Raw genomic sequence first — 26019 nt, forward strand, 5'->3', positions numbered from 1 at the left:
TCGTCAAGGCGCAATTCAATTCAGACGCTGCGCGATGTCATCGGTGCCTATCGCCAACGAACGAACGCCGGACCTGCTCAGTATTTGCAGAAGATGCCAGAACGCGTCGACCTCAGCGGTTCCGAAATCGATGGTCAGTTGCCCCTCGAGCAATTGCGCACTGTGAATGACGTTTCCGACGGTCTCCGATGTTTCACGCTCGCTATCGATATCGAACCAGCCGCGAAACCATTCGTCGAAGAGATCGCCGTCGAGCTCATTTATAGGGAATTTAAAATGAACCTCATCCCACCTGAAAGGTGAGATGAGGACATCCATTCCACCCATCCCGGCGTGAATATCCGGAGAGAATTTCACATAGGAATCGCTGTTGATGAATTGCGGATTTGGCTGTCCGTCATTACTGACGAAATCAACCGCGATGAAATTTCGATAGAAGGAATCGACGTTCGAAAACTTGATTTCGGTCGCATGCGATCCTTGGCTGTTGCGAGCAAGTTCGCCGGCAGCGGTGACGAAATAATCAACATACTTCTGTCTGATGAGACGGACCAATTCCTGAATGTCATCCAGATCCATGGCTCAGTCCTTGCCGCCAAAAAGCTTCTTCAGCATGGCCGCCATCGGGCCGGTTTCGGGCAGCTTGGCCGCCGGCTGCTGCGGCCGCGCCTGGCGGACGTGGCTTTGCGCCTTTGGCGCCTTGGGCGGCGGGCGATCGTCGTCGTCCGTCGGCGTGAGCTTGTCGCGCAGCGCCAGCGTCACGCGGTTCATGAACGAATTGTCGTCGCCCTTGGCAAGCAATCCGGCACCATCGGCGATTGCGTCGAGCAGCACGTCCAGCCATTCGCGGTCGCCCTTGGCGAAATCGCCAAGCACATGGCCGTGCACCATTTCCTTGACGCCGGGATGGCCGACGCCGATGCGCACACGGCGAAAATCCTTGCCGACGTGCTGGTCGAGGGAGCGGATGCCGTTGTGGCCGCCGGAACCGCCACCGACTTTGACCCGCACCTTGCCGGCGGCAAGGTCGATCTCGTCATAAAAGACAGTCAGCGCCGAAGGGCCGAGCTTGTAGAAGCGCAAGGCTTCGCCGACCGCCTGGCCGGACAGGTTCATGAAGGTCTGCGGCTTGATCAGGATCACCTTTTCGCCGGCAAGCGTGCCTTCGGCAATCAGACCCTGGAATTTCTTCGACCAAGGCGAAAAGGAATGGCGGCGGGCCATCGCGTCCGCCGCCATGAAGCCGACATTGTGCCGGTTGTTGGCGTATTTCGCGCCCGGATTGCCGAGGCCTGCAAAGACAAGCATCGTCGCCTCCGGGCGGGAAGGGGTTACTTCTCTTCGGCGGCAGGAGCCGCTTCGGGCGCAGCCGCTTCAGTCGTCTCTTCCGCAGCCTCCGGCTTCATCGCCGAGGAGCCGGCAATGGTCGCGATGGTGAAGTCGCGGTCGGAGATCACCGGCTTGACGCCGGCCGGCAAGGTGACGGCCGAAATGTGGATCGAATCGCCGATATCGGTACCGGTGAGATCGACGGTGATGAAATCCGGGATCGCATTGGCCGGGCAGTGGAACTCGACCTCGTGGCGCACGATGTTGAGCACGCCGCCGCGTTTGATGCCGGGCGACTTGTCTTCATTGATGAAGTGCACGGGCACATCGACGTTGACTTCGGTATCCTTGCCGATGCGCAGGAAATCGACATGGACAGGGAAATCCTTGACCGGGTCGAGCTGAAAATCCTTGGGCAGAACCTGGATCTTGTTGCCGTCGACATCGATCGTGGCGACCGTGGTCAGAAACCCGCCGCCATGGATCTTGTAGTAGATGTCCTTGTAGGTCAGCGCAATCGCCAGGGGAGGCTGCTTGTCGCCGTAAATCACTGCAGGCACTTTACCGTTGCGGCGAACTGCACGGGCGGACCCCTTACCGACCTGTTCGCGCGCTTCGGCCTTGAGCTCGTAAGTATCGTGGCTCATGGCATTTCCTTTCGCGTTGTTCTGGAGCGTTCGCGGCCGGCAACGTGCCGGGGCCGTAAACGTCGAAAGCCGACATAGCTGACGCATGACCTGGTCCGAAAACCGGAATCCACTTTTCGGGATCATGCGGGAAGGCGGCCTTCCGCCGCGTTGCCTCCAAGGGTGTCTACGCGGGTGGCGGCTCTATAGCGGAAGGCGGCGCGAGGTGCAAGCGGGCGGCCCATCAGGCCGGAAGTAGCAATGCCGAAAGCGATGCTGCAACGTACAGCCCAATCCCGAAAGACAGATGGGCCATAAGGCTGCGCAGGCGCGCAGTGCGCGGGTTGGGAACTTTCGAAGCCGCGATGCCGATCCCAAAAGCCGGTTGCATCACGAAGAACGGGCGACGATGATGCAGACGCCGACCAACAGGGCCGGAAGCACTGTCGGGTGCCGTGCCCAGTCGAGGCCCCACACTCCAATCAGCGCTGCGGCAAATACGATGCCGGTCGCGTAATGCGCACTCCATCCAATGGCGGTATCCAATGGCGGTTTCGCCGCGAACGCGGGCAGCTTGTGCGATATTCGCATGTGCAAAACGTCCATGTGGAAAGTGCCCGATCCAGCGGCCGACCCAGGCGTAATCAAGCGGTGGAATCGCGAACATTCGCTTCAGAAACCATCCCCAGAGGTCCATCAGGGCTGTCGCGCCGATTCCAACGACGGCCGCACGAACAACGAACTCCAACATTTTGGCATCTCTTGTTTCACCCGTTGTCGCCTATTGTCGTGGAGTCCAGTGCGTTCTTTCGCCCGACGCCTTGGCAATCCTCAGGGCACGAGGCTGGGCCCCGCGCCGGTTCGAAGGCGGCTTCCCCGACTGGGTGGCTGCAGGCCTGGGGGTAGAGGCCGTGAATTACGAAAGCGGTTAACGGCCGCCAAAATCGGTGTCGCCGCCCAAGCCCGAACACAAATGGAAAGGGGAACCGCGGCGGGTGGAAAGGGGAACCGCGGCGGGGCAATGCCCACGGCGGGTGGACGGCGCGCGCCGGCAGCATGGAAGGGAGCCGATGAACACCTATTCGGAAACAAGCGGTGGAAGCGGCGTTGCGGAAAGGGGAGGTTTCCAGCGAGTGGCGAGAACGGTGCGATAAAGAGTTTCGCTCTACCTTCTATGGCTTCCGCTCGACCAGCATGTAGCCGATCCCACGAACTGTCTGAATGCTGGCCGATGCATCCGGCCCGAGCTTCGCACGCAGATAGCGAATGTATACCTCCACGATCTTCGTCCCGGGTTCGAAGCTGTATGACCAGACATTGTTGAGGATGCGCTCGCGGCTAACCACTTTCCCCGCGTTGAGCATGAGAAAATGCAGAAGGTCGAATTCACGTCGGGTAAGGCTGATTTCCCGGTCGCCGTCCGCAAAACGACGAGCGCTCGTGTCGAGATTGAGGCGGCTCACTCGAAGCAATTGTCGATCCACTGCACCCTGACGGCGTCGGCGCAGCGCGTCAATCCTGGCCACCAGTTCATCAAACGCAAACGGTTTCGTCAGGTAATCGTCGGCACCGCCCTTGAGCCCATCTACGCGATCCTGAATTGTCTCCTTCGCGGTCAGCATCAGGATGAGAACCGGCCACTGCTCCAATCGCACGATCCGGCACAGCTCAAGGCCGTCCAGGTAGGGAAGCAGACGGTCCAGGATCACGAGATCGAATGGATCCGTACGAATAATGGCTAGTCCCTCGCGACCGTCCTCCGCGACACTCACGTGGAAGCCTTCGGCCTCCAACCCCCGGCGGAGAAAGTCGGAGACACGCCGGTCGTCTTCAACGATCAGGATTCGAATCATGGGTGCGATGTACCAGCGGCAGTCTGATTCTGAGGAGGGTTCCCGAAGGCTCAATTCCTTCAAGGCCGATTGTGCCATTGTGCCCGTCTATAATCTCCTTGGCGATCGCGAGGCCAACACCAAGGCCGTCGGCTGCGGACCTCCCGCCGACACGCCCGCGATAATATCGGTCAAACACGAACGGGAGATCGTTGGCATCGATCCCTGAACCGTTGTCGCGGATGGCGATCTCAAGCATTCCATGACGCTCAGCCATCTCGACTGCTATCGTCTGATATGGCTTTGAGTACTTTATGGCGTTGTCGAAGCCGATCAGCAGCGCTTGCTTTAGGCGCTGGGCGTCACCCCGAATGAGGCAATGGTCTGGGTTGAGCGACAGATCAATGGATATCTGCTTGGGACCTGCGAGTACGGAAGCCTCCTGAACGGCCGCCTTCACAACCTCGCCGGTATCGATGTTGCGCAAGGAGAACCTGAAATTTTCAGCTTCGGAGCGGGCGAATGCCAGAAGGTCCCCCAGGTTGCGAGCCATATCTTCAGCGCAATTGCGGATTCGGCTCAGAGCTTCGCGGTAAGATCGAACACGCGGTTGGCCGCGGAGGGCAACGTCGGCCTCTCCGCGGAGAATCGTCAACGGCGTGCGGAGTTCGTGGCTTGCCTCCGCAAAAAATTGTGTGCGTCGGCTATCGATCGCTCTCAGTTGCTCATTGGCTTTCCGCAGTTCACGGGTGCGCAACTGAACCTCCGCCTCCAAGCGGTCCTGTACCGAAATCAGAGCAGCACGTTCGATCTCGAGAGCCTCGGCCATGCTGTTGAAACTTCGCGAGAGGGAAGCGAACTCGTCGCGTCCGGTCGCGGAAACGCGATGGTCGAGCTTGCCTGCAGCGATGGCTTTGGCGCTTTCGTTCAGTTCACGCACAGGTGTGGCGATTGATCGTCGCAGGACCAGGCCGAACCCCAGACTGCCCAGCATGAGCAACGCAGCGAAGCCGCCGGTCAGCAGCAGCAGCCGCCATTGTGCGCCACGGACGCCGGCGAGTTCCTCTCCAACCTCCCTGCGCTCATCGTGCAAAGCGGCTTCAATCATTTCTTCAAGATCGTTCTCTAATCGGTGCTCCACATCGTTGCGGAAGGCGTCTACGATGCCCTTTGGATCCCCCTTTGTTCGCTGGCTGAACAGTCGCTGGGCGGCCCGATCGATCGCCTCAAACAGCGCCTTGACGCGACCGACGAATCTGAGTTCGGCCTCCTCCTGGCGTCTATCGCTCCAATATCCGAGAGCACCGAGTTCCTCGCGAGTGGCGCCCTCCAGCTTGTAGAATCCGGATTTCACTGCTTCTCGCGCCGCTTCGAAATCCGGCATTTGCTCGGGCCCAAGCAGCAAGACTTCAGCGAGTTGCTCGGTGTAATTGTTGGCTTGCCCATTGAGTTCGGCGAGCGCCTCGAACCGCCCGTGGACGCTGTCGATTCGGCGGACGAATTCCTCTGTCAGCTGGAGTGTTGCGAATGCCAGTCCTGAAATCAGTCCGACAAGGGCGAGAATGACGATTTGAAATAGGAAGATGCGGCCTCGAACGGTCATGCGGTAATCCTGCCGGCGATCGGATAATGCCTCTCACCAAATTCTAACCGGAGCCCTCGCAAGCGTCTAATCGGAACCTCCTAAGTTCGAGCGGAGGGTGTGCGACGCCCTCATCGCCACGTTGGCGGCGAACTAGACGAGGTTTCGGTTGGCACAAGTAGATTTTCGGACCGACAGTGACGCCACCCTTCGGGAAAGGACACCGCCGGTGCTCTGGCCGATATGGCGAGCCGCACTGATCGGAACCTGTGTATCCCTGTGTGTGGCCATCATTGAATTCGGCCTCTCCGCGCTCCCGTCCGACGCCCGGCGAGCGCTCGAGATCCTGCTTGTCGCGATCATCGGGTGGACCCTGACGCCGTTCGACGACACCTTCGTTGCGATCGCCGCCGGGCTGGCAATGGCGCTGCTGGTCAACCGTGATCCAGGCGCGCTGTTTCATGCGCTCGGCGATGAGTTGATCTGGCTATTGCTTGCCTCCTTCATGTTGGCGGCCACCTTCAAGGCGAGTGGGGTCGCAGATCGCGTTCTCGGCCTCGTGACGGGGCGCATGCGATCGGTTCGCGCAATCGCCTATTCCTTGACGGCCGTCATGATCGCCACAGCCTTCGTCATTCCGTCGACCTCAGGTCGCGCAGCTTTGATGATCCCCGCCTTTCAGGCGATCGCGGGACGCTGTGGAAGCGCCCGGTTGCGAAGGGCCTTCGCGCTGCTGTTCCCCACTGTTATCCTGCTCTCGGCCATTGCATCGCCCGTCGGCGCCGGTGCCCATCTGCTGGCGATCGAAATGGTCGGCCGCCTCTCGGGTGTGAAAGTAAGCTATCTGGAATGGATCGCTTTCGGCCTGCCGTTTGCGGCCGTAAGCACCTTCCTTTCGGTCGAATGCCTGCTCCGGCTTTTCCTGTCGCCGGTCGAACGGCGGATGACCCTTTTGCAGCCAACGACGGTGACTAGTGGCGGTGCCGGATTGGCACGGCAGCCGATACTCTGGATCGCCGGCGGGGTTGTCATCGCGTGGCTGACCGAACCTGTCCACGGACTTGATGCCACCGTTGTCGCTCTTGGCGGCGCTCTCTTGGCCACACTTCCTAGAGTAGGCTCCGTGGCGTTTGGCGATGCAATCAAGGGTGCGGAGTGGAAGCTGCTCTTGTTTCTGGCGGCGACGATCTGCTTGGCAGACGGCCTGACGGCATCAGGCCTCAATCGGTGGTTGATCGAGACGACTGTCGATCCGCTGCGCGGCGCCGGCTTGGGCCCGTTGGCGCTTATCTCCTTATTAGCCTTGCTTGGGCTTTTCAGTCATCTCGTGATCCACAGTCGCACGGCGCGTGTCTCGGTGCTGCTGCCCCCGGCGCTGATGCTCGCATCGACAGCGCGGCTCGACCCTCTCCTGGCAATGTTTGTCCTCGTCTCGGCGACCGGCTTTTGCCAAACCCTCGCGATCTGCGCGAAACCGGTGGCGCTTTTCGCGGGGGTCGACGAGGAAGGCTACGGCCCGAAAGACCTCGCCTTGCTCAGCTCAATCCTGCTGCCGATGCAGTTCATCCTCATCGTCGTGTTCGCGGTCGCCGTGTGGCCAGCCACCGGAGCCCTGCTCAACACGCTCCATCTGCAACTTGTTGGAGAGCCGTAGAATGTCGAAAAAGAAAGGATTGACGAAACGAAGACGGCTTCGAGTATTGGTCGCACCCTCCGGCTTTAAGGAGAGCCTCGGCGTTCGTGATGTCATCGCTGCATTGGCGCGCGGCGTTCGCAATGCCGTTCCGACAGCAAAGATCCTGGGCCTTCCAATGGTGGATGGCGGCGAGGATTTTACGCGGACCCTTGTTGAATTGTCTGATGGCGAGCTGCATTCCGTCACAGTGACGGGACCGGTGGGACAACCCGTGGCGGCCAATGTCGGTTTTCTCGGGCGAAGAAAGAAACGGACAGCAGTTCTGGAAATCGCGGCGGCTGCCGGGCTCCGGCTCGTCCCCACGGACATGCGTGACCCGACCCGCACTACAAGTTATGGGGTTGGTGAGTTGATTCGTTTTGCGCTCGATCTTGGCGCGGAAAGAATTCTGATCGGCTGCGGTGACTCGGGTGTCAACGATGCAGGAACCGGCATGGCCCAAGCATTAGGCGTGCGTCTGCTCGATGGCGGCGGCCGTCCCATTTCGGGGAGCGGCTCGGCCCTCTCATCGCTAGCTCGTGTCGATCTTTCCAGTCGTGATCATCGCCTTTCGAATGTTCGTGTCGACGTCGCGGTAAATCCCTACAACATGCTGCTCGGCGAGAGAGGCGTCGCTCGGGTGTTCGGCCCGCAAAAGGGTGCAACACCTGATCAGGTGGTTTTGCTCGAGCAGGGCATGGAAAATGTCGCTCACGTCGTTCGCCGCGACCTCGGCGTCGACGTGACGCCGCTTGTCGGCGGAGGAGCTTCCGGGGGACTCGGCGCCGGACTTCACGCCTTTGTTGGAGCCCGGCTGCATCCGCGCTTCGACCTGATCCTGCGGTATATGGATCTCGATCATCGGCTGTCAAACGCCGACATCGTCATGACAGCCGAGGGTGGCCTGGATGGTCAGACGAGCTTTGGAAAGATACCAGCCGAGATTGCCCGGCGCGCGAAACGTCACAATCTGCCCGTCATCGCCTTGGCAGGAACGATCGGAGCAGGTGCAGAGGCGACCCACGACATCGGCATCGATGCCTTCTTCAGCATTCTGTGCCGACCGTGTTCCCTCGAAGACGCGATCCGTGACGCCGACACGCTGCTGGCGAACGCTGCCGAGCAGGCATTCCGGCTGATGCGGGCGACGCGTGCTTTCAAGCTCAGATGACGGAGCGTGTTTCAGATGACGGAGCGTGTCAGCCAATGGCCGCGATGTCGCTAAGCGGCGGCCCTGACCGGCTCGAAGTCTATGTCGAGAACCGAATTTCGCGCTGCCCGGTGGGCGGGGAAGCCGAAGTCCAACCCAAACTTCACCCGATCGTGGTCCCCGCCTTGAGCTTCCTCGCCTCCTTCATGTTGGGAAGAAAAACCGTCAGCAGCCCGAGCAGCGGCAAATACGAGCAGACCTGGAAGACGAAATCGATGCCCTTCATGTCGGCGACGACGCCAAGCACGGCGGCCGCGATGCCGCCCATGCCGAAGGCGAAGCCGAAAAAGATGCCGGCGATCATGCCGACCCGGCCGGGCACCAGTTCCTGCGCGAATACGACGATGTTCGAGAAGGCCGAGGACAGGATCAGGCCGATCAGCACGGTGAGAACCATTGTCCACTCGAAATTGGCGTAGGGCAGGGCCAGGGTGAAGGGCAGCACGCCGACGATCGAGAACCAGATCATCGCCTTCTGTCCGTAGCGGTCGCCGAACGGGCCGCCGAGCAGGATGCCCAGGGCCGAGGCGCCGAGGAACAGGAACAGCATGACCTGCGACATCTGCACCGAAACGCCGAATTTATGGATGGCATAGAAGGTGTAGTAGCTGGACAGGCTGGCGATGTAGGCGTTCTTGGTCAATACCAGCAAGGTCAGCACCGCCAGCGCGCCCAGGACCTTGCGGCGCGGGAAAGGCGAAACGAAGCCTGCCGCTTTGCGGGTGCCCTGTGCGGCGCGCAGGCGGCTGTACCAGCCGCCAACCTGCCACAGCACGATGATGCCGATCAGCGAGCCGCCGGCAAACCAGGCGATGCTGGTCTGGCCGAAGGGCACGACGATGAATGCTGCCAGCAGCGGCCCCATCGCCTGGCCGAAATTGCCGCCGACCTGGAACAGCGACTGCGCAAGACCGAACCGGCCACCGGAGGCGAAGCGGGCGATGCGCGAGGATTCCGGGTGGAAGATCGCCGAGCCGATGCCGATCAGCGAGGCGCCGATGAGGAGCAGCGAGTAATGTCCGGCATAGGCCAGCACGACCAGCCCGATCAGCGAAGAAGCCATGCCGTAGGGCAGCGAATAAGGCATCGGCCGCTTGTCGATAATCATGCCGATCACCGGCTGCAGCAAGGATGCCGTCACCTGGAAGGTAAAAGTCAAAAGGCCGATCTGCCAGAAATCGAGACCATAATTGTCCTTCAGCAGCGGATAGATCGCCGACAGCAGCGACTGCATGATGTCGTTGATGCAATGGCAGAAGCTCACCGCCAGGATGACGGTGAAGGCCGTCGCCTGAGCTGAAATGTGGCTGGCCGCTGCCGGCTTGGCGTCGGCGGTTGCTGTGGTATCGGTCAAGGCAGGCTCCGTGGTCTTTTTGGCGGGCGCTCCCGCAGGCGGTCTTATAGGGCGCAGCCTTATACGTTGCTTGTCACGCGACTTCTTTCGTGGTTTGGTCCAATAGTTTCGCAAGTGGGCCATAGCTGATGCCGCATGGCAGGGAAATGTTCAGAGCGGGCGACACCGATCTCGGGCTGTTGCATGAGCGTCGCTGGCAATGGCTGGAAGAGGCCGTCGGGCCGGCAGTGGCGCTGCCGACCGAATATCCGGACGGCTACCATGTGCCACGGCACCATCATAGCCGCAGCCAGTTGCTGCACGCGCTGGTCGGTGTCGTGCTGGTGACGACGCGGCATGGGCGCTGGATGGTGCCTCCGGACCACGCGATGTGGATCCCCGCCGGCACCGAACATTCCGTCGAGATGCTGGGCGACGTCAGCATGCGGTCCGTCTATGTGATGCCGGAGGCCATTCCCGGCCTGCCGGACGGGTTGCGTGTCGTCGGCATCACCGACCTGATGCACAGCCTGATCGTGGAATCGGAAAAGCTGCCGCAAGGCGCCGAGCTGAAGGGGCGGGGCGGACTGATCATGAAGCTCCTGCTGCACGAAATCCCGAACCTGCCGGAACGGCCGCTCGGCCTTCCGTTCCCGTCCGATGCAAGGTTGGCGACGCTGTGCCGGCGCTTCGTCTCGGCACCGTCACCGCATGCGACGATCGACGAGTGGGCCGCTATCGTCGGCATGAGCCGCCGCTCTTTCACCCGCGCGTTCCACCGCCAGACCGGATTGTCGCTGTCGACCTGGCGTCAGCAGGCCTGTCTGTTCGCGGCGCTGCCACGGCTGGCCGACGGCGAGCCGATCACGAGGGTGGCGCTCGATCTCGGCTATGACAGCGTGCCGGCGTTCATCACCATGTTCAAGCGCATGCTGGGAGCCTCGCCACGCGGTTACATGCGGGGCGCCCGTGATGCTGGCGAAGGTGTGCGACGAACAAGTGGTCCGGCTCGGCCTGAGGCGCAGCCCTGAAGGGCGTCGCGTTCGACCGGCCTCATGCGACGCGCTTTGGGTTCTTGTTGTATGCATGTCGTTATCGCAAAACCGCTGCACAGTTTTGCGCGACACGCATTAATCGAACAGGCTCGACACCGATTCCTCGGTCGCCGTGCGCGAGATCGCCTCGCCCATCAGTTCGGCGATGGAGATGACGCGGATATTGGCGGCGTCCAGCACTGCCTGGGTCGGCTGGATGGAATCGGTGATGACCAGTTCCTGCAGTTTCGAGGCGCCGATGCGGGCGATGGCGCCGCCGGACAAAACGCCATGGGTAGTATAGGCGGTCACACTGGTGGCGCCATCGGCAAGCAGCGCATCGGCCGCATTGCACAGCGTGCCGCCCGAATCGATGATGTCGTCGATCAACAGGCAATCCTTGCCGCGCACGTCACCGATGACGTTCATGACTTCCGATTCGCCGGGGCGCTCGCGGCGCTTGTCGACGATGGCAAGCTGGGCGTCGATGCGCTTGGCGAGCGCGCGGGCGCGGACCACGCCGCCGACATCCGGCGACACCACCATGACATTGGCAAGCTGCTTGTATTTCGCCTTTACGTCGCGGGCCATGACCGGCACGGAAAACAGATTGTCGGTCGGGATGTCGAAGAAGCCTTGAATCTGGCCGGCATGGAGATCCAGGGTCAGCACCCGGTCGACGCCCGCCCTCGTGATCATGTTGGCGACCAGTTTGGCCGAGATCGGTGTGCGGCCCGAGGCACGGCGATCCTGCCTGGCATAGCCGAAATAAGGAATAACCGCAGTGATGCGCTTGGCCGAAGAGCGCATGAAGGCGTCGATCATGATGAGCAGTTCCATCAGATGATCGTTGGTCGGGAACGAGGTGGACTGCAGGATGAAGACGTCCTCGCCGCGCACATTCTCCTGGATCTCGACGAAGATTTCCTGGTCGGCGAAGCGCCTGACGCTGGCCTTGCCCAGCGGAATGTTGAGGTAGCGGGCGACTGATTCGGCCAGCACCCTGTTGGAATTGCCCGCGAAGAGCTTCATGCACCGTTCCTGGCGAAGGATTGAGAGACTCCGATAGCACTCCAGCCTCTTAGTCGGGCTTTTAGCGGCCCGCGCCGGTATTGCAAGCGTCGTGAATGGGAATCCGCCGGCTAATCTCAATAAACGCTTACGGCTTGACGATGCCGCGATAGGTCCACTTCGATGCCGACGGAATCGGGGATAGCTCTATCTTTCAGTCTGAGGATGGTCTTTTCCGAAAACCGGATTCACTTTTCGGAAATCATACTCCAGGTCAGCCGGCGCCGCCGCCAAGCCAGGTGGCGAACTGGTCGATTGTCTGGTCGGCAATTGCCTGCATGGTCGCCGGGGCGACCGCCGTCCAGCCTTCGCCGCCGCCAACAGAGGGCGCCTTCTGCTGGCCGTTGATGCGATGCAGCCGGTTGCCGGCCGGGTCATAGATGTCCCAGACATAGATGACGGTAGTGTCCTTGCCTTCCGTCATGGTCGAGAAATAGCCCTTGAGCACATGTGTTGGGGTCTGGTCGGTGCTGCCGGCCAAGGTGATGCCGCGCTGCCTGGCGCGTGTCTGAAGCTCGGCGGTCAGCGGTGTCGCGGCTTCTACCGAGGCGCCGACGATCGGCGCCACCTGCAGCCGGGTCCGCGCAATGGCAGCCGCGCTTTTGGCGGGCGGCACGGCTGCTGCAGCGGAAGGCTGCGCCGTATCTGCAGTTTGCGCGGTGCCGGCAGGCTGAGCCGGAGTTGCGGGGGGCGTCGCGGCACCTCCGGCTCCGGAGAGGGATTGCGTCGATTGCGGGGCAATGGCCGAGGGTTCGAGAACGTCCTTCGCATTGGTGCAGGCCGCCAGTGCCAGCGCCACGAGCAATGACACGGTCGTCACATGCGATCGTCTCATTAGCCTGAAAACTCCTTGGCGACGAACGCCCCTCACACTCTCTCCATTATGGATTCACTGCACGATCAAGTCGAGATCATGGCGGGACAGCGGCTTCGGCTGGGATTCGGTGGTCAGATAGGTGCGGCCAAGCGTCATCGCGGTTTCGGTTTCGGAGTCCATGATGATCATATGGGCGAACAGCGTCATGTTCGGCGCAATCGGTTCGGGATTACCCTGATAGAACATCGGCATATCCATCCAGGACGGGGTGAAGCGGGCGCCGAGCGAATAGCCGCAGGCATTGAGCCGGTGCTTGGTCAAGTTGTGGGCTTCGAGGGTGCGGGCATGGGCGTCGAACACGTCGCCGAACGTATTACCGGGCGTCATCGCCTTCTCGACTGCAAGTAGCGCGGCGCGGGCGGCATCGAACAATTCCTGGTGGCGTTTCGATACCTTGCCGGTCAACACCGTGCGCATCATTGCCGCATGGTAGTGATGGAAGACACCGGCCCATTCGAGCGTCAGCTGGTCGTTCTTGGTGAGCTTGCGGCGACCGGCCTTGTAGCGGCAAAGCAGGGCGTCGACTCCGGAGCCGATGATGAACTCGTTGGCCGGATAATCGCCGCCGCCGGCAAAGATCGCACCTTGCATGGCGGCGAGGATCAGCGCCTCATCGCCACCCTGCTTGATCAGCGGCAGTGCTGCGTCCAGCGCGTCGTCGGCCAGATTTGCGGCTTTTTCCGCCTTGGCGATTTCTGCCGGGCTCTTGAATAGCCGTAGCCGGCTGACAATGCCGGAGGCATCCGCGATCTGCCCGAAGGTCTGCAACTGCTCGTCGAGGCGCCGGCCATTATAGGCGGTCAGGCCGTGGGTGTCGTATTCGACGCCGATCCGGGCGCCGAGCAGGTCAAGCTCGTTGAGCAGATTGCGCAGATCTACCGCCGGATTGGCGCCGTTGCGGTCCGTCCACAAAACGATGTTGTCGATGATCGAGGTGTGGCGCGCCTGGCGCAAGTCGGCCGAACGCGTCAGCAGCACCATCGAGCCGTCGGCCTTGACCACCAGGCACTGGAAAAAGCAGAAGCCGAAGGTGTCGTAGCCGGTTAGCCAATACATGCTTTCCTGGGCAAACAGCAGGACGGCGTCGAGCTTCTTTTCGGCGATCTCGATCATCAGTCGATCGCGCCGCGCGTCGAATTCCGAGCGTTCGAAATGCAGCGCCATCAGTCAGCCTCCAAAACGATTGCCGAAACCTGCCGCCCGTAGTCGGGCTCGTTGCGATGCGTGCTGCGCCGATAGGAGTAGAAAAGCTCTTCCTCGGCATAGGTGCAGCGGCCAAGTCCTTCGGCATTGACGCCAGCCTTGGTCAGCCGGTCGACCGTGTAGCGGTTGAGATCGAACATCGCGTGTCCGGCATTTGCGGAGGGCGCGAAATAGCGGGCACTGCCGGCATCGGCGTCGACGAAACGGGCGACGAATTCCGGTCCGACTTCGTAATTCCGTGGGCCGATCGAAGGACCGAGCACTGCGACGATGCGGTCGCGCCGGGCGCCGAGGCTTTCCATTGCCGCGATGGTGTTTTCCAGCACTCCGGTGAAAGCGCCTTTCCAGCCGGCATGGGCGGCGCCGATAATGCGCGCCTCGGCGTCGGCGAAGAGGACCGGTCCGCAGTCGGCGGTCGAGGCACCGACGGCAATGCCCGGCCGGTCGGTGACAATGGCGTCGGCCTTGGGCCGCTCGCCGGCAAAAGGCTCCCTGGCAATGACGACGTCCGGCGAATGAACTTGGTGAGCGGTCAGCAGATGGTTTGCTGGCACGCCCATCCATTCGGCGACCCGGCGGCGATTCTCGCGCACCAGCGTCTGGTCGTCGTTCGAGCCGGTGCCGATGTTGAGGCCCCGGTAGATGCCGCTGGAAATGCCGCCGACGCGCGTGAAGTAGCCGTGGCGGATGCCTTGCGCCGTTTCCAGCAAGGGCGACCGAACGGGATCCGGTTTGGTCTGATTCAGCATGGCGGCTTTGTTGTCCGTATGGGCGATTTCGTCAAGCGAGTTGAAGGGGCGCAGTTGAAGACTGGTCAGTTGAAGGCTGGTCAGTTGAAGGCTGGCGCAGTTGATGTCGGGCGCTAGTCGGAGACGGGAGAGTGGGAGAGGCGGCAGCGAAAAGTCAATCCGTGCTTGGAAACGGCGGAACGGCAATGCCGGCGGGGAGGACGGCAAGCACCTTGAAGAGTTCGCCCATGGCCAGCGGGCCGGCGAGGCGCTCGACGTCGGCCGCGATCTTTTCGCGAGCTGCCTCATCGGCATTGGCGCCGAGCCGGCCAGCTCGTTCGAGAAGCCCCATCTTGAGCAGGAATTCACCTTGCGTTGAGAGGTGGGCATCGAGGCTGTGTGCCCGAACGGTTGCCGCGAGGGCAGCGAAATCGACATGGGCTGTGAGATCGGCCCGCCCCGGATTGGCCAGCACGTCCTCATGACGGTGCTTGCGCAAGGCCTGCAAGGTGTCGCCGATCCCGGGCTGGAGGTGACCGTAGTCGAGAAACAGGCCGGCGCCGCCAAATCCGGCAAGTCGCCCGGCGATGGCCGCCATCAGGGCGGCGCGGGCTGGCGCCACCTCGACGATCGCACCTTCCGGCGCATTCTCGGCATCCTCCGGCAGCAGCATCGGGTCGAGCGAGCCGGCGCCGACGAAAAAGCGCAGCCGGTTCGCATCGTCGAGACCGATCATCCGCTCGCGCCAGCCGGCTCCGGCGCGGACGAACTGGCGGATGGGCACCGCGTCAAACAGCTCATTACCAACAATCAGAAGCGGCGCCTGCGGTAGTGTGTCCACGGCCTCATGCCAGGCGACGGTGGCCGACGTCCCGGCAAGCGTTCGTTTCTGGACCTCGGTCAACCGCGGACTGGTCTCGATCAAGGCGAACGATGCGCTGGCGGTAAGCGTCGGATCGAGCCGCGAAAGCGTGCGCAGCATATCTCTCATCAGCGTGCCGCGGCCGGGGCCTATTTCGGCGATGGCGACCGGCGTCGGCCGGTCGATCGCCAGCCACGCCTGGTAGAGCCAGATGGCGACCAGCTCGCCAAACATCTGGCTGATCTCCGGCGCGGTGACGAAGTCGCCGGCGGCGCCGAACGGCTCGCGTGTCGTATAGTAGCCTCCCAGCGGATCGAACAGGCAGAGCGCCATGTATTCGCTGATGGGGATCGGTCCCACCGCACCGATCAGCTCGGCGATGCGGGTCTTCAGCCGCGTCATGCCGGCTGCGGTTTTGTCACCGGCTTGGCTGTAGCCATCGCCCAGATGCCGGCCAGCACCATCGGCAGTGACAGCACCATTCCCATGGTCAGCCAGCTCGTGCCAAGGAGGTAGCCAAGCTGCTGGTCGGGCTCGCGAAAGAATTCGACGAAGATGCGCGAGGCGCCATAGCCGGCGATGAAGGCGCCGCCGACGAAGCGCGGCGCCTTCAGCTTGAGCCGCGAATGGGTGAGGAAGCGCAGGACAAGGAACAACACCAGCCCTTCGAGGAGCGCCTCGTAGATCTGGCTCGGATGGCGTGCAAATGGGCCGCCATTGGGGAATTCGAATGCCCATGGAACGTCGGTCGGCCGGCCCCATAGTTCGGAATTGATGAAGTTTGCCAGGCGAACGAGGCCAAGCCCCACCGGCACGCCGGCGGCAGCCACGTCGAACAGCGACCATGTGCGGATGCCGCGAGACCGGGAAAACAGCGTCATTGCGAGAATGACGCCGATCAGGCCGCCATGAAACGACATGCCGCCCTGCCAGACGGCGACGATATCGAGCGGATTGGCGATGTAGCGCGGCAGGTCGTAGAACAGCACGTAGCCGGTGCGTCCGCCGAGCACCACACCGATGGCTGCCCAGACGATGAAGTCGTCGAGGTCGACGGGCTTCATCGGCAGGGTGCCGTCGGGCCACAGTTTTGGGTTGGTGACGAGGCGCTTGGCATACCACCAGGCGAACAGAATGCCGACGATGTAGCCGACGCCGTACCAATGCACCGCCAGCGGTCCGATCCGGACGATGACCGGGTCGATGTTGGGAAAGGGCAGGGCGGCCAGCGGCAGCAAATATTCGCTCAACAGGGTCTCCGGGTTCCCAATCAGGTTCGGGCGCGGACCATGCGGCAGGCTTTTGGCGGGGTCAAGGCAAGCATATGCTTGCATTCCGAATCGCGCGCCACTACGTCAATTCGACCAAGCGAGGATTTGCCATGGCGACCGGACCGAACCGCATTCTCGATGAATTCGCCAAGCTGATGACCGATGCAGCCGGTGCCGCGCAAGGCGTGCGGCGCGAGGTGGAGACCGCCTTCAGGGGCCAGGCCGAGCGCATACTCAACTCCATGGACGTGGTGCAGCGCGAGGAATTCGAGGCCGCTCGCGACATGGCGGCGAAGGCCAGGGAAGAAAACACCCGCCTCGCCGCTCGCATCGAGGCGCTCGAGGCCAGGCTTGCCGAATTGACCGGTCAACCAGCGCCTGCGGCTGCGTCAAAGCCGCGTGCAAAAAAATAACAAGAAATAAATCGTTAAACTTTTCCACAAAGCCGGATCGCAAAAAGCGCTTTGTCGTGAATCGCTTACCGGTACTGCGTGAATCTTTGTGACAGCGCCTTTCCACATGCGAATGACGCAGTGCGAAAAATTTGGCTGGTCACGCGACTCCCGATCAATAGACTGAATTTGTTGCATGATTCGGAGCACGGTCATGCGCCGGGCGGTGGGGTCCGGTCCGGGGTCTTTGCGTTGACGAAGTCCTGGCCGTCCGAGTTCTAGGCAGAATTGTTCGAGTGTGCCTCTCCCGCGGAGCGTGTGGTGGCGCTCCCAGAACGACAGGAAGCATTTCATGGAACTTCTCGAACTCGAATTCTCCCGCGAAATCCATCCGGTGGATGTTATCGAGCAGGTGGCGCACAACAACGATTGGTCCTTCGAGCGGGCCGGCGACGACGAGATCTCGATCTCTGTTGCCGGAAGCTGGACCGACTACCACGTTTCATTCTCCTGGATGGAGGACTACGAGGCGCTGCACCTGGCCTGCGCCTTCGACATCAAGGTCCCGGAGGCGCGCGCGCTCGAGGTGATGCGGCTGCTTTCGCTGATCAACGAGCAGATGCTGTTTGGCCATTTCGATCTCTGGGAGCAGGAAGGCGCCATCATGTTCCGCCAGTCGCTGCTGCTGGCCGGTGGGGTCGAGCCGTCGAGCCAGCAGGTCGAGGTGCTGCTGTCGTCGGCGCTGGAGGCCTGCGAATGCTATTTCCAGGCGTTCCAGTTCGTCGTCTGGTCAGGCACTTCGGCCAAGGATGCGTTGGCCGGCGTGCTGTTCGAAACCTACGGAAGCGCCTGATCGTCGATGAGTTCGAGCAACGCGCGAAAACCCGAGATCAGCTTTGCCGATTTCGACCGCATCGACATCCGCGCCGGCACGATCGTCGAGGCCGAGCCTTTTCCCGAGGCGCGCAAGCCGGCGATCAAATTGAAAATCAACTTCGGTCCCGTGATCGGGGTGAAGAAATCCTCGGCCCAGATCACGAAATATTATACGCCCGAAACCCTGATCGGCCGGCAGGTGTTCGCTGTGATCAATTTCCCGCCGCGTCAGATCGGGCCATTCATGTCGGAAGTGCTGACGCTCGGCTTTCCCGATGAAGAAGGCGCGGTGGTGCTTGGGGCAATCGAACGCAAAGTGCCGGACGGCGGCAGGTTGTTCTAGCTGCGCTGTTGTTCACGCAGCCAGTTTACGCCTGGTACCCAGCGCTTCTTCGACCGTTTCCATGAACATTTCCGCGCAGGCCTTCCAGCTGTAGCGCATTGCGCGTTGCCGCGCCTCGGCGCGGTCTACGTGAAGGGCGGCGAGCGCTGCTTGCCGCAGGTCGTCCGACACCGCGCCGCCGATGCCGTCACCCACAATATCGATGGGTCCGGTGACGGGATAGGCTGCGACCGGCGTGCCGCTGGCCAGCGCCTCGATGATGACGTTGCCGAACGTGTCGGTACGGCTGGGGAAGACGAAAGCATCGGCCGAGGCGTAGATCTCGGCCAGTTCGTCGTTCGGACGATGGCCAAGGAAATGGGCATCGTGATATCTGGCCTTCAGCTTCGCCAATTCCGGCCCTTCGCCTACGACCAACTTGCTGCCAGGCAGGTCGAGGTCGAGGAAGGCCGGCAGGTTCTTTTCGATCGCGACGCGGCCAACGCAGAGGAAGATCGGTCCGGGAAATCCCAGGTCCTTTCTTTTGTCCGGCCGAAAATGGTCGGTGTCGACGCCGCGCGTCCACGGCCGGAGCTTGGTGAAGCCGCGCGCCGCAAGATCGTCGGCAAGCGACTGGGTGGCAACCAGCGTGCCCTGTCCTGAATTGTGGAAATCACGCAGCCAGCGATAGGCCCATGCTTCAGGCACCGGCAGGCGCGCGCTCAGATATTCCGGAAAACGTGTGTGATAGCTGGTCGTGAACGGGCGGCCGGCGTTGCGGCAGTAGCGCCGGGCCATAATGCCGAGCGGTCCTTCGGTGACGATATGGATGTGGTCCACCTTGCGTGCCTCGATCAGCTGCGCCACGCGGTGCGGCGTCGTCAGCGCCAGCCTGATATCGGGATAGGTCGGCAGAGGCAGGGTGCGAAAGATATTCGGCGTCAGGAAGTCCGTCTCGATATCGAAGGATTTCAGGGTCTCCGAGAGACGCTCTAGCGTGTGGACGACGCCGTTGACTTGCGGGCGCCAGGCGTCGGTGACCATCAGGATGCGCATGGCGGTCCCTTGGCGGCAAGCTTGATTGCCTCGCCGCGACGCCTGAGCGGCGACCACGCCGCAGCTCTGGCGTCGCACCAGCGCACCCGGGCAGGCGCGGGGTCGAAATGAGGCCGCAGGGCCGAATCAATCAGGATCGCGCGCTTCATTGGCGCTCTTCACCATGGTTTCATGACGGGCCGATGAAGGCCGGGTGTCGCTGCCGTCAAGCGGGGACCTTGATCACCGCCCGAAGGCCGCCGAGCGGGCTGCGTTCGAGGACAATGTCGCCACCATGGCTGCGGGCAATGTCTCGTGCGATGGAGAGGCCAAGGCCGGTGCCGCTGGCGTCGAGGTTGCGGGCCTCGTCCAGCCGCACGAACGGCTTGAATACATCTTCTCGCTTTTCGGGCGGAATTCCCGGGCCGTCATCGTCGATGGTGACGACCAGCGAACCGCGCCCATGATTGGCATTGATCTCCACCGTCTTGGCATAGCGGAATGCATTGCCGACGACGTTGGACAGCAGCCGCGCAAAGGCATTGGGGCGCACATGCACATGCGGATCGCCGACAAGCACGGTCGACAGCTTGCGCTTGCGCAGCGCGGCTTCCTCGCGAAGCTTGTCGAAGAAGGCTTCGAGATCGAACTGACCGGCATCTTCCGAAGCTTCGCCGCGTGCAAAGGCAAGGTAGCCTTCCAGCATCGACTGCATGTCGTCGATGTCCTGGTCGAGTGCCTGGGTATCGGCCGCCTTGGTCCCGGCAAGCGCCAATTGCAGCTTGAAGCGGGTGAGGATGGTCCTCAGATCGTGGCTGACGCCGCTCAGCATGGCGGTGCGCTGCTCGAGCTGACGTTCGATGCGTTCGCGCATCTGGATGAAGGCAAAGCCGGCGCGGCGGACTTCCTCCGCGCCGCGCGGGCGAAAATCGCGCGGCATCGGCCGGCCCTTGCCGAAGCTCTCGGCCGCCTCGGCCAGCGTCAGAATCGGCCGGATCTGGTTGCGCAGGAAGGGAATGGCGATCATCAGCAGCACCAGCGAGGTGCCGACCATCCAGATCAGGAAAATATGGGTGTTCGATGCATAGGCCTGGCTGCGGCGCACGAAGACGCGCAGCACCTTGTTCTCGAGCTGGACGCGGACCTCGACGATATTGGAATTGCCGACCGTATCGATCCAGAACGGACGGTTGATCTGGCGGGTGATCTCGGACGAAAGGATCTCGTCGAGGATCGAGAAGAACGGCTTTGGCCCGGGTGGCGGCAGCGGGTCGGGCGGGAGGAGGTCGACCTTCAGCTGCATGCGATCCTGGGCGATGCGGATGACGTTGGCGTAGTCGGCGTCATGCGGATAGGTCTCTATCAGGTCGATGATGGCGGCGATGTCGCGCACCGTGGCCTGCGACAGGCGTTGCGTCACGGTCTGCCAGTGGCGCTCCATGAAGACAAAGGCGACGACCGACTGCAGCATGATCATTGGCGCGATGACGATGATCAGCGAGCGGGCATAGAGCCGCTTCGGCATGTAAAGCGACACCAGGCGCCAGAAACGGTTCCAGGCGCGCGGCACGGCCTTGAGCGCCCGCGTCGCGCGGGCGCTGAAGCCGCCATCTCCCGGCCGTTCGAGTTGCGTGGTCGCCATTCGTCCTTTCGCTCACCGGGACCCGGCAAAGGGCCGCTGTCGGCGGCATTCTATTCCACGCTGAGCCGATACCCAATACCGCGCACGGTCTGCAGCCAGACCGGATTGGACGGATCGCGTTCGATCTTGCGGCGCAGCCGGTTGATCTGGACGTCGATCGTGCGCTCGCCGACCTCGGATTCATCGCCGACAAGCTCATGCCGCGGTATCGTCTCGCCGGCACGCGCAGCGAAGATCGCCAGGATTTCCTGCTCGCGGTCGGTCAGCTTGAGCGCCTCGCCGCCGCGCTTCAGCTCACGCCTGGCGATCTGGAACGTATAGGGGCCAAAGACCAGCTGTTCGACCTTGGGCGTCGTCGCGGGGCCGCCGCGGCGCAGGATATTGTTGATGCGCAGGATCAGCTCGCGCGGGTCGAACGGTTTAGGCAGATAGTCGTCGGCACCGGCCTCGAGCCCGGTGATCCGGCTGTCGGTTTCGGACAGTGCGGTGAGCATCAGGATCGGCACGTTTTTCTCGGCCCGCAGCGCCTTGGTGAGATCGACGCCGCTTTCACCCGGCATCATGACGTCGAGCACGATCAGATCGAAGTCGAGGCCGGCGAGCTTGCGCCTCGCCTCGCCGGAATTTCCGGCGACGGTGACGCGAAAACCGTTTTCGGTCAGATACTGTTTCAGAAGATTGCGGATACGGGTGTCGTCGTCGACCACCAGCAGATGCGGCGCGTCGTCTTCCGGTGCTGTCGGATGATCAACCCTCTCAATGGTCTCCATGGTTTTTCCCTGACATCTTTGCGGGCACAATGTCGATCTGCGCCCTTAGTTCCGGATTTACCATCGCTTCAAGGAACCGTTCGATAACGGCGCGTTCGGTGGCTCCGGAATCTTCCAATGCAGCATGGATGCGGCGCGACTGTGGCCGCGCCAGTGCCAGCGCCAGAGCACGGCCCTTGGCCGTCGGATAAAGCTCGCGCTGGCGGCGGTCGCGGGGGCCCTGCAATTGCACGATATGGTCGGTGTCGATCAGTTGCTTGAGCACGCGCGCCAGGCTCTGCTTGGTGATCTTGAGCACATCGAGGAGCTCGGCGACCGTCAGGCCGGGCCGGCGATTGACAAAATGCAACACCCGATGATGGGCGCGGCCAAAACCGTAATCGGCCAGGATCTGGTCCGGATCGGAGGTAAAGTCGCGATAGGCGAAGAAGAACAACTCGATGATGGCGAAATCGATGCCGTCCTCGTCGGTGATCGCCGTCCTGATCGGCTCTGCGGCTGCGTGGCTCGTCATCTTTTCTCCGTGTGAAGCAGGAAATTATGTCAGCACTATTGACGTATTTTCCGCGCGATGGTAATTTTTGGCAAGCTTTTCGGCGGATTGCGAACGAAAAGGCAAGCGAAGCCGTTTTTTCCGGAACTTCCTGAGTTTGCCAGACCTTAAATATCCGCCTACGCTTTGAGACAATGGCCGCCCGCAGCGGCCGAGGCGAAACACGCAACGACACAATGATGTGCGGGCTGCCGCCCGCGGGAGGTTACCATGGCATCCGTTCCCTTCGACCAACTGGACGGCTTTATCTGGATGAACGGCGAATTCGTCAAATGGGCCGACGCCAAGATCCACGTCTTGACCCACGGGCTGCACTACGCCAGCGCGGTATTCGAGGGCGAGCGCGCTTATGGGGGCGAAATTTTCAAGCTGACCGACCACACCGAACGCCTGCATGAATCGGCGCGCCTGCTTGGCTTCAAGATACCCTACTCGGTCGCCGAGATCGACGACGCCTGCCGCACGCTGTTGAAGAAGCAAGGTTTCCAGGACGCCTATGTCCGGCCGATCGCGTGGCGCGGCAGCGAACAGATGGGCGTTTCCGCACAGAACAGTCGGATCAACTGCGCCATCGCCATCTGGCAGTGGCCAAGCTATTTCGACCCGGCGCAGAAGCTCAAGGGGATCCGCCTCGACATGGCCGAATGGCGCCGCCCCGACCCGCGCACCGCACCGTCGAAATCGAAGGCGGCCGGCCTCTACATGATCTGCACCATGTCCAAGCATGCCGCCGAGGCAAAGGGCTATGCCGACGCCATGATGCTCGACTGGCGTGGCCAGGTGGCGGAAGCGACAGGCGCCAACATCTTCTTCGTCAAGGACGGCAAGATCCATACGCCCAAGCCTGATTGCTTCCTCGACGGCATCACCCGCCGCACGGTTATCGGCCTTGCCAAGGACCGCGGTTTGGAGGTGATCGAGCGCGCCGTCATGCCGGATGAGCTTGAAGGCTTCCAGCAGTGCTTCCTCACCGGGACGGCAGCCGAGGTGACGCCGGTTTCGGAGATCGGTCCATACCGATTCGAGGTCGGCGAAATCGCCAAGACGCTGATGAATGACTATTCTGCGGCCGTTCAGCCCAAGCACGCAATCGCTGCAGAATAACGAAAGTCACAGCTTTTTTAACTAGTAAGGGCGGTTTTCGGGCCGCCCCTTTTATTTAAGCGCTTCTGCATTTGACTTTCACACAATTCGGCGTCTCATGATGGGGTCGGCCCGGGAGGCTGGCAGCTATGGAGGGACTGGAAATATGGATATGAACACGCTTCTTCCGATCATTATTCAGGTGATTACGGGTATCATCGGTGGTCAGGCGGTTGGCGCGGCTATCAAGACTGCGGCGATGGGGCAGCTTACCAAAATCCTGGGCGGCGCTGTCGGCGGCGTCGGCGGTGCGGCCATCCTCAACAGTCTGCTGGGTGGCTCGGTCGATCCGGCAGCCGCCGCCACGGCGGCAGGGGCCGGCAGCGCGTTGAACATTTCAAATATCGTTGGCGGTGCCGGCGGCGGCGCCATCCTGACCGGCATCATCGGTGCGGTCATGAACGCGATGAAGAAATAAGCTTTGACGTTTCAGGTTTTCAAATGGGCGGCTTCGGCCGCCCATTTCGTTTGCCGTTTGTGGGAGCGGTGGACGCCGTTCGCGTGTGTCTCTACATCAGGGCCTGGTTCAAGGTTGGAGCTCTCCTGACGCGTTCGAGGGGACGCGCAGCGCTCCGACAGCGTGAAAGGACGAATATGGGTCAGCTCAACGCCGGCATCGTGCCGGTCACGCCGTTCCAGCAGAACTGCACCATCCTCTTCGACATGGACGACAGGCAAGGCGTTGTCGTCGATCCGGGCGGCGACATCGACAAGGTGCTGGCGGCGCTCGAGGACAATGCGATCACTGCCGGCGCGATCTGGATCACGCATGGCCATATCGATCATGCCGGCGGGGCCATGGAACTGAAGGAGGCGCTCGGTATCGAGATCATCGGCCCGCATGCCGCCGACCGGCCGCTGCTCGCCAATCTCGAGAACCAGGCGAAGCGCTACGGCATCACCGATCCCGTGCGCAACTGTGTCCCCGACCGGTTCCTTGCCGAAGGCGAGACCGTTTCGTTCGGCTCGCACGTGTTTGAGGTGCTCCATTGTCCGGGCCATGCACCCGGCCACGTCGTCTACTATAGCCGGGCGGCGAAGTTCGCCCATGTCGGCGACGTGCTGTTCCGCGGTTCGGTCGGCCGCACCGATCTGCCAGGCGGCAACCACGCCGCGCTGATCGCCTCGATCAAGGAGAAGCTTTTGCCGTTGGGCGACGACATCGGCTTTATCTGCGGCCATGGTCCCGGCGGCCGTTTTGGTGAGGAGCGGCGGAGCAATCCTTTTCTGGTCTGAAACCGCTTGCCGGAAACAAAAAGCGCGGCCTGTGCGACCGCGCTTTTTTCCGACGGGAAACTGCCTCCGCTAATTGGCGGTGCAGAAATGCTGTTCGCCGTCATAGCCGGTGAACGTGCCGGTTCGGGCGTTGAAGCTCCGGTAGCGGTCCGAGCAGTATTCGTACCAGCCGCGGGTCCACGGCTCCGCATAGCTTTCGGCATAGGCCACTCGCGGCTGCACGTAATAACGGCGCACCGGGGCAGGCCTGTAGTATTCATCATCATAGGCCGGGTCGTAATAGCGGGGCTGCGGGCTGGCGAGCGCACCGCCGATCAGGGCACCGGCCGCAAGGCCGAGCACGCCGGCCGCAACGGCGTCGCCGTGGCCGTGGTGGCGGCGGTGATGGCGCCATTCGTCGGCATTGGCCGCGGGCAAGGTCGCAAGCGTGGTCGCAACGACCGCGGCGGACAGGATGGCAGTCTTGAAAATTCGGTTCATGTCGGTCTCCTTCGTGCCGGCCCGGGTCGTTTTCGGGGATGCGGTCCGGCTTTAACGAAGATTAATATGCGACCGTGGCTGAACGGGGGCTGAACGAAATTTGACCAGGCGGTTCATCTAACTGGGCGGTTCAAGCGTGCGGCAAACACCGCAGGCCAGACCGGCCCACGTCCATTCTGTCCGGGGGTGGTTCAGCCGATCGACAGGTTGACGGCTTTCGGACCCTTGCCGCGCTTGTCCGGCTCGGTGTCGAATGTCACTTTCTGCCCATCCTCAAGACCGGGAAGACCCGACGCCTGCACGGCCGAAATATGGACGAAGACATCCTTTGCCCCGTCGTCCGGCGTGATGAAGCCGAAGCCCTTGGCGTGATTGAAGAATTTGACGGTGCCGGTCTGCGGCATGGGAAGCTCCTTTGATCCCACAAGTCCAGTCTCGGGCCGGCAAATGCCCGGACGGAAATTTGTCCTTTATTTTAGTGCCATCGGCAAGAGAAAGTTTTGCGGGTGCGGGCAAGCATCCCGGAACACGAAAGGCGCGACGAAAACCGCCGCGCCTTTACAGAATTCAAGTTCACTCCAAAAGCCTTGCAGCATCCTCACACCCCGAAAGGACGCGCGGCACGCTGTGGTTTCAGGCAGCGCGGAGATTGACCGCTTTCGGACCCTTGCCCATACGGTCGGGCTCGACATCGAAGGTGACCTTCTGACCGTCGACGAGCGTGCGCAGCCCGGAAGCCTCGATCGCCGAGATGTGGACGAACACATCCTTGGCGCCGCCATCGGGCGTGATGAAGCCGAAGCCTTTGGTAGCGTTGAAGAATTTAACGGTGCCGGTCTGGGCCATTGGGGAAACTCCTTCACCCGTGTCAGTCTTGGTGGTTCCGCCCGCCGCCTGGCGCCGTGGGCAAGTCCCGGTGGTTGCTTCGGCAGTCATG

Annotated in this window: 29 protein-coding genes; 9 read left to right on the forward strand and 20 right to left on the reverse strand. The window is 61.9% G+C overall.

Annotation, left to right across the window (positions count from 1 at the left end):
- Window positions 1-15: 15 nt before the first annotated feature.
- The 6 genes from NKH60_RS15280 to NKH60_RS15305 form a co-directional block, all read right to left on the reverse strand.
- A complete protein-coding gene (locus tag NKH60_RS15280; protein ID WP_352770921.1) occupies window positions 16-579 on the reverse strand; it encodes a hypothetical protein in 564 nt (187 codons plus the stop codon).
- A gap of 3 nt (window positions 580-582) precedes the next feature.
- Window positions 583-1308 (reverse strand): aminoacyl-tRNA hydrolase, encoded by a 726-nt coding sequence (pth, locus tag NKH60_RS15285; protein WP_352833430.1) that lies wholly within the window; start codon window positions 1306-1308, stop codon window positions 583-585.
- A gap of 23 nt (window positions 1309-1331) precedes the next feature.
- Window positions 1332-1976, reverse strand: a complete 645-nt coding sequence (locus NKH60_RS15290; RefSeq protein WP_352469743.1) for a 50S ribosomal protein L25/general stress protein Ctc — start codon at window positions 1974-1976, stop codon at window positions 1332-1334.
- Between the two features lie 223 nt (window positions 1977-2199).
- The gene (locus NKH60_RS15295) at window positions 2200-2706 is read right to left on the reverse strand and encodes a DUF2938 family protein (protein ID WP_352833433.1); all 507 of its coding nucleotides are present in this window, start codon (window positions 2704-2706) and stop codon (window positions 2200-2202) included.
- 421 nt (window positions 2707-3127) lie between these two features.
- Window positions 3128-3808 (reverse strand): response regulator transcription factor, encoded by a 681-nt coding sequence (locus tag NKH60_RS15300; RefSeq protein ID WP_352450507.1) that lies wholly within the window; start codon window positions 3806-3808, stop codon window positions 3128-3130.
- Entirely contained in the window at window positions 3786-5390 is a 1605-nt protein-coding gene (locus NKH60_RS15305; RefSeq protein WP_352833436.1) for a sensor histidine kinase, read from the reverse strand. The genes NKH60_RS15300 and NKH60_RS15305 overlap by 23 nt, the downstream gene beginning before the upstream one ends.
- 262 nt (window positions 5391-5652) lie before the next feature.
- On the opposite strand from NKH60_RS15305, the gene NKH60_RS15310 reads away from it, so the two are divergent.
- Window positions 5653-7023, forward strand: a complete 1371-nt coding sequence (locus tag NKH60_RS15310) for an SLC13 family permease (RefSeq protein ID WP_352833439.1) — start codon at window positions 5653-5655, stop codon at window positions 7021-7023.
- Between the two features lies 1 nt (window position 7024).
- Entirely contained in the window at window positions 7025-8215 is a 1191-nt protein-coding gene (locus tag NKH60_RS15315) for a glycerate kinase family protein (protein ID WP_352772583.1), read from the forward strand.
- A 142-nt stretch (window positions 8216-8357) separates the two neighbouring features.
- Here the strand turns inward: NKH60_RS15315 and NKH60_RS15320 are convergent, their stop codons facing one another.
- Entirely contained in the window at window positions 8358-9608 is a 1251-nt protein-coding gene (locus NKH60_RS15320; protein WP_352833442.1) for an MFS transporter, read from the reverse strand.
- Between the two features lie 128 nt (window positions 9609-9736).
- Here NKH60_RS15320 and NKH60_RS15325 point away from each other — a divergent pair, with 128 nt between their 5' ends.
- Window positions 9737-10618 carry an AraC family transcriptional regulator gene (locus NKH60_RS15325; protein ID WP_352770932.1) on the forward strand — a complete coding sequence of 294 codons (882 nt, stop codon included), beginning with the start codon at window positions 9737-9739 and terminating at the stop codon, window positions 10616-10618.
- 99 nt (window positions 10619-10717) lie between these two features.
- Here the strand turns inward: NKH60_RS15325 and NKH60_RS15330 are convergent, their stop codons facing one another.
- From NKH60_RS15330 to lgt, 6 genes are all read right to left on the reverse strand, one after another.
- Complete coding sequence (locus NKH60_RS15330; RefSeq protein WP_254819191.1) at window positions 10718-11653, reverse strand: ribose-phosphate pyrophosphokinase; 936 nt, start codon at window positions 11651-11653, stop codon at window positions 10718-10720.
- A gap of 253 nt (window positions 11654-11906) precedes the next feature.
- Window positions 11907-12527, reverse strand: a complete 621-nt coding sequence (locus NKH60_RS15335; RefSeq protein WP_023678426.1) for a hypothetical protein — start codon at window positions 12525-12527, stop codon at window positions 11907-11909.
- Between the two features lie 54 nt (window positions 12528-12581).
- The gene (locus tag NKH60_RS15340) at window positions 12582-13733 is read right to left on the reverse strand and encodes a M24 family metallopeptidase (RefSeq protein WP_023678425.1); all 1152 of its coding nucleotides are present in this window, start codon (window positions 13731-13733) and stop codon (window positions 12582-12584) included.
- Complete coding sequence (pgeF, locus tag NKH60_RS15345; RefSeq protein ID WP_352833448.1) at window positions 13733-14521, reverse strand: peptidoglycan editing factor PgeF; 789 nt, start codon at window positions 14519-14521, stop codon at window positions 13733-13735. Before pgeF ends, NKH60_RS15340 begins: the two co-directional genes overlap by 1 nt.
- Before the next feature lie 154 nt (window positions 14522-14675).
- The gene (locus NKH60_RS15350; RefSeq protein WP_352833451.1) at window positions 14676-15764 is read right to left on the reverse strand and encodes a class I SAM-dependent methyltransferase; all 1089 of its coding nucleotides are present in this window, start codon (window positions 15762-15764) and stop codon (window positions 14676-14678) included.
- Window positions 15761-16612: a prolipoprotein diacylglyceryl transferase gene (gene lgt, locus NKH60_RS15355; RefSeq protein ID WP_352833453.1), complete on the reverse strand. Its 852-nt coding sequence runs from the start codon at window positions 16610-16612 to the stop codon at window positions 15761-15763. Before lgt ends, NKH60_RS15350 begins: the two co-directional genes overlap by 4 nt.
- A gap of 131 nt (window positions 16613-16743) precedes the next feature.
- On the opposite strand from lgt, the gene NKH60_RS15360 reads away from it, so the two are divergent.
- The 3 genes from NKH60_RS15360 (at window position 16744) to NKH60_RS15370 (ending at window position 18244) form a co-directional block, all read left to right on the forward strand.
- Window positions 16744-17046, forward strand: coding sequence for an accessory factor UbiK family protein (locus tag NKH60_RS15360; protein ID WP_352469829.1), 303 nt, complete (start codon window positions 16744-16746; stop codon window positions 17044-17046).
- A 331-nt stretch (window positions 17047-17377) separates the two neighbouring features.
- Window positions 17378-17878 (forward strand): type III secretion system chaperone family protein, encoded by a 501-nt coding sequence (locus NKH60_RS15365; protein ID WP_352833456.1) that lies wholly within the window; start codon window positions 17378-17380, stop codon window positions 17876-17878.
- Window positions 17879-17884: 6 nt separating this feature from the next.
- Window positions 17885-18244, forward strand: coding sequence for a tRNA-binding protein (locus NKH60_RS15370; protein ID WP_352833459.1), 360 nt, complete (start codon window positions 17885-17887; stop codon window positions 18242-18244).
- A gap of 12 nt (window positions 18245-18256) precedes the next feature.
- Here NKH60_RS15370 and NKH60_RS15375 read toward each other — a convergent pair whose 3' ends face one another.
- From NKH60_RS15375 to NKH60_RS15390, 4 genes are all read right to left on the reverse strand, one after another.
- Window positions 18257-19279, reverse strand: a complete 1023-nt coding sequence (locus NKH60_RS15375) for a glycosyltransferase family 4 protein (protein ID WP_352872623.1) — start codon at window positions 19277-19279, stop codon at window positions 18257-18259.
- Window positions 19280-19484: 205 nt separating this feature from the next.
- Window positions 19485-20900 carry an ATP-binding protein gene (locus tag NKH60_RS15380; protein WP_352833464.1) on the reverse strand — a complete coding sequence of 472 codons (1416 nt, stop codon included), beginning with the start codon at window positions 20898-20900 and terminating at the stop codon, window positions 19485-19487.
- A gap of 50 nt (window positions 20901-20950) precedes the next feature.
- A complete protein-coding gene (locus NKH60_RS15385; protein WP_023678415.1) occupies window positions 20951-21670 on the reverse strand; it encodes a response regulator in 720 nt (239 codons plus the stop codon).
- On the reverse strand, window positions 21657-22184 hold the full coding sequence (locus tag NKH60_RS15390) for a MarR family winged helix-turn-helix transcriptional regulator (protein WP_352456926.1): 528 nt from the start codon (window positions 22182-22184) through the stop codon (window positions 21657-21659). Before NKH60_RS15390 ends, NKH60_RS15385 begins: the two co-directional genes overlap by 14 nt.
- A gap of 249 nt (window positions 22185-22433) precedes the next feature.
- On the opposite strand from NKH60_RS15390, the gene NKH60_RS15395 reads away from it, so the two are divergent.
- The 3 genes from NKH60_RS15395 (at window position 22434) to NKH60_RS15405 (ending at window position 24602) form a co-directional block, all read left to right on the forward strand.
- Window positions 22434-23327 (forward strand): branched-chain amino acid aminotransferase, encoded by an 894-nt coding sequence (locus NKH60_RS15395; RefSeq protein WP_352872625.1) that lies wholly within the window; start codon window positions 22434-22436, stop codon window positions 23325-23327.
- A gap of 145 nt (window positions 23328-23472) precedes the next feature.
- Complete coding sequence (locus NKH60_RS15400; protein WP_352450492.1) at window positions 23473-23784, forward strand: hypothetical protein; 312 nt, start codon at window positions 23473-23475, stop codon at window positions 23782-23784.
- A 176-nt stretch (window positions 23785-23960) separates the two neighbouring features.
- Window positions 23961-24602 carry an MBL fold metallo-hydrolase gene (locus NKH60_RS15405; protein WP_352450491.1) on the forward strand — a complete coding sequence of 214 codons (642 nt, stop codon included), beginning with the start codon at window positions 23961-23963 and terminating at the stop codon, window positions 24600-24602.
- A gap of 69 nt (window positions 24603-24671) precedes the next feature.
- Here the strand turns inward: NKH60_RS15405 and NKH60_RS15410 are convergent, their stop codons facing one another.
- From NKH60_RS15410 to NKH60_RS15420, 3 genes are all read right to left on the reverse strand, one after another.
- A complete protein-coding gene (locus tag NKH60_RS15410) occupies window positions 24672-25082 on the reverse strand; it encodes a BA14K family protein (RefSeq protein ID WP_023678410.1) in 411 nt (136 codons plus the stop codon).
- A 191-nt stretch (window positions 25083-25273) separates the two neighbouring features.
- Window positions 25274-25486, reverse strand: coding sequence for a cold-shock protein (locus NKH60_RS15415; RefSeq protein WP_006202521.1), 213 nt, complete (start codon window positions 25484-25486; stop codon window positions 25274-25276).
- A gap of 229 nt (window positions 25487-25715) precedes the next feature.
- Complete coding sequence (locus tag NKH60_RS15420; RefSeq protein ID WP_006202520.1) at window positions 25716-25928, reverse strand: cold-shock protein; 213 nt, start codon at window positions 25926-25928, stop codon at window positions 25716-25718.
- Window positions 25929-26019: the final 91 nt, after the last annotated feature.

The sequence above is a fragment of the Mesorhizobium sp. M1006 genome, assembly GCF_040318825.1.
GTDB lineage: Bacteria > Pseudomonadota > Alphaproteobacteria > Rhizobiales > Rhizobiaceae > Mesorhizobium.